Source organism: Dietzia sp. B19, assembly GCF_014145155.1.
Taxonomy (GTDB): domain Bacteria; phylum Actinomycetota; class Actinomycetes; order Mycobacteriales; family Mycobacteriaceae; genus Dietzia; species Dietzia natronolimnaea.
Map to the genome: position 1 here is coordinate 1 of NZ_JAALED010000253.1, position 3,702 is coordinate 3,702.

The window sequence follows — 3,702 nt, forward strand, 5'->3', positions numbered from 1 at the left end:
CGGCCCGCAGCCGGCCATCGCCGCACGACCGGCGGGGTTCGAGTCCCGTGCCCCGGGGTTGTTCGGCCCCGGGTCCACACCGGGACCGGCGGCCGAGGAGGCGACCTCCGCCATCGCCGCCCGGCCGGTGGGATACGTCCCTCGACCTGTGACCCCGCAGCCCGTCCTCTCGACCTCCGTCCCGCCGACGACGTCGTCCGCCCTCTCGGTGTCCGGGGGCGAGCGGTCCGAGACCATCACGTCCTCGACCGGTGTGGTCAGCGGCGAGGTGCATCCCGGGATCACCCACTCGGACGCACAGTTCGACGCCAGGATGGCGCTCGAACTCGGAGCCGTCGAGCTCACCATGGGCCGGCTCGACCCTGCTCGCCTGGCGGAGTTCCGCATGCTGGCGGAGTCGGCCAACCAGTACATCCACGGGGACCGCTTCCTCGACCCGGCGCGCTTCACCGCGGCCAACGCGCAGTTCCACGAGTACCTCTTCCGGTGCACGGGCAACGAGGCCCTTCTGCAGGCCTACCGGATCCTGGAGGTCACCCGGGTGATGAACAGCGTCCTCCCGGACGCCCGGTGGGTGTCGGAGGACATCGTGCCCGAGCACCTCGAGATCGTGACCGCGTTCGAGAACGGGGATCGCGACGCGGCACGCTATCTGATCCGTCGCCACACCGAACACGCCAAGGCGACGATGCGGGCCGCGCTCGCCGACTCGTCCGTCGGGGCGGCGTCGTGAGCGCCCCGGTCGGTGACCACGACGCGGTCCCACCCGTCCTGTCCCCCGGACGTTTCGACGGGCTGTCCGTCCTGGTCACCGGAGCGGTTCAGGGAATCGGTCGTGCGGTCGCCGACCGGGTCGTCCGGGAAGGCGGGCTCGTCACCGCCGTCGACCGTGCCAGGGAGATCAACGGGGTCGCCGAGGAGCTGACCGCGATGTCACCGGACGGCCACCGGGTGATCCCGGTGGTCGCCGACCTCGAGACATTCGAGGGCGCACGACGTGCGACGGACGCCGCACTGTCCACCCACGGCCGGATCGACGTACTGATCAACAACGTCGGGGGCACGATCTGGGCGCGGCCGTACCACGAGTACTCACCGGAGCAGATCGAGAAGGAGGTGCGCCGGTCACTGTTCCCCACGCTGTGGATGTGCCGGGCGGTCCTCCCGTCGATGGTCTCCCTCGAGGCCGGCACCATCGTCAACGTGTCCTCCGTGGCCACGCGCGGCGTCAACCGGGTCCCGTACGCAGCGTCCAAGGGCGGGGTGAACGGACTGACCACGGCGCTCGCGCTCGAGGCGGCTCCCCACGGGATCCGGGTGGTGGCCACCGCTCCCGGCGGAACCCTCGCCCCGGAGCGCCGCATCTCCCGCGGCGGGGACGCCCGGACCGACCAGGAGAAGCGCTGGTACCAGCAGATCGTGGACCAGACCGTCGACTCCACCTCACTCGGTCGCTACGGCACCCTCCACGAACAGGCCGCCCCGATCTGCTTCCTGGCCTCCCCCGAGGCGTCGTACATCACCGGATCGGTCCTCCCGGTCGCCGGCGGGGACCAGGGCTGACCGCCCGTCCTTTCCCGTCGCCCACCCACCCACGCCGCATTTCACCTCACGCACCCTTCACGCACCCCGCGCCACCCCGCGCCCCCTGTTGTCACACCGCTCCATCCCACCCATCCCTTCCCTCACCGGAGGTCCACCGTGACCGAAAAGACCGCATCCAAAGCCGACGTCTGGGAGTCCCCCGCACATCGGCGAACCGTCTACGGAGTGCTGGCCGTTGTCGCGCTGGCCATCCTCTTCGACGGCTACGACCTGGTGATCTACGGCGCGATCCTGCCCACGCTCATGGCGGACCCCGGCCAGATCGGTCCGCTCGGGGCCGCGCAGGCCGGCGCCCTGGGGTCGTACGCCCTCGTCGGTGTCATGATCGGAGCGTTGAGCGCGGGCGCCGTCGGAGACCGCGTCGGCCGCCGGAAGATCATGCTCGGCTCGATCGCCTGGTTCTCGATCGGCATGGCCGCCACCGCCTTCGCCCAGAACATCACGACGTTCGGGATCCTGCGCCTGCTCACCGGCCTCGGAATCGGCGCCATCGTCGCCACCGCCGGTGCGATCATCGCCGAGTTCGCCCCCGCCGGGCGGCGGAACCTGTTCAACGCCGTGGTCTACAGCGGAATCCCCGCCGGAGGCGTCCTCGCCTCTGCCCTGGCGATGCTGCTACGCGAGCACATCGGCTGGCGGGGACTGTTCCTCATCGGCGCACTGCCCCTCATCATCGTCCTGCCCTACGCGTGGTACGCGCTGCCGGAATCACCGCGCTGGCTCTCCTCGCGCGGGCGCACCGACGAGGCCGTCGCCCTGTGCACCGCCCGCGGACTTCCGGTCCATGCCTTCATCGACCCACCCGCCGCGACCACTGACAACCCCGCGACGGGCACCGCAGCAACCGCACCCACCGGATTCGCCGGGCTGTTGACCCCGGCCTACCGACTCGGCACCCTCCTGCTCGGGTTCATGAGCTTCGCCGGACTCCTGCTCACCTACGGGCTGAACACCTGGCTCCCGACGATCATGGAGACGTACGGCATCGACGCCAGGAGCTCCCTGGGTTTCCTCCTGGTCCTCAACGGCGGCGCCATCGTCGGAGGGCTGGCCGCGTCGCGGCTGGCCGACCGGCACGGCCCGCGCGTCATCGTGGCCTGCTCGTTCGTCCTCGCGACGTTGGCGCTGGTCGCCGTGACCCTCTCCCCGCCGATCGCGCTGATGATCCTGCTCGTCGCCGCTGCCGGTATGGGCACCATCGGGACCCAGGTGCTCGTCTACGGCTTCGTCTCCAACTACTACGAGACCGGCTCCCGCGCCGCGGGAGTGGCATGGTGTGCGGGCTTCGGGCGTCTGGGCGGAATCCTCGGCCCGGTCATCGGCGGACTCCTTGTCGCCGGCGGCCTCCAGGCGGAGACCTCGTTCCTCGTCTTTGCCGGAGTGGCCCTGGCCGGGGCCCTGATCACCCTCGCCGTCCCGCGCTCCCCGGGCCTGATCGCCCAGGTCCCGGACACCATCCCGGGCTCCGGACGCGACGGCGAGACCGACGGTTCGCGGGAACAGATCGAGACCTCCGCGGCCGACCTACGCTGAGGTCATGACCACCATGCCCTCCCTGATCCCCCGTCACGGTCACCACCGCGCAGCGGAGCGGCTCCGCGAGATCCACGGCGCGGTGGTGGACCGCGGGTCGTCGGTGGTCCTGGTGGCCGCCCCCTACGGAGGGGGAAAGAGCCACCTCGTCGACACCCTGCTCACCGGGACCACCGGCGTGACCACGGTTCTGACCAGGGCATTGCCGTGGGAACACGACGTCCCGTGGGTGACCGCGGACCGTATCCTCCAGCGACTACCCCGGGTCGCGGCAGCGGGTGACGGGGAGGCTCCCGGCGCGGCCGGGGTCGAGAGGACGGCGACCCAGGTCGTCGACGCGCTCGACGCCGCGCTCGGGGGCGCCGGCGCCGGGACGGTCATCGTGATCGACGACGCCGACCACGCCGATCCCGACTCACTCCGCGCACTCGGGTCGGCGCTCGAGGCCTCCGTCGACGGCTCCGTTCTCCTGGTCCTCACCGCCGGGAACCCCTCGGAGGGACCGTCCGCGGACCTGTGTGCCACCCTCGCCCGCGAGACGCTCCACCTCGGCGCGCTCGACCA

General features: G+C 71.3%; 4 protein-coding genes. All 4 read left to right on the forward strand.

The annotated features are described in order from the left end of the window. Positions 1 to 733, forward strand: a 733-nt coding sequence (locus G6020_RS16740; protein ID WP_206682217.1) for an FCD domain-containing protein, incomplete at its 5' end; no start/stop codon positions are given. After that, positions 730 to 1,563 (forward strand): 1,6-dihydroxycyclohexa-2,4-diene-1-carboxylate dehydrogenase, encoded by an 834-nt coding sequence (locus G6020_RS08140; RefSeq protein WP_347238337.1) that lies wholly within the window; start codon positions 730 to 732, stop codon positions 1,561 to 1,563. The genes G6020_RS16740 and G6020_RS08140, both read left to right, overlap by 4 nt. A 138-nt stretch (positions 1,564 to 1,701) precedes the next feature. After that, positions 1,702 to 3,138: an MFS transporter gene (locus G6020_RS08145; protein WP_182610277.1), complete on the forward strand. Its 1,437-nt coding sequence runs from the start codon at positions 1,702 to 1,704 to the stop codon at positions 3,136 to 3,138. A gap of 4 nt (positions 3,139 to 3,142) precedes the next feature. Continuing rightward, on the forward strand, positions 3,143 to 3,702 hold a 560-nt coding region (locus G6020_RS08150), incomplete at its 3' end, for an ATP-binding protein (protein WP_182610278.1).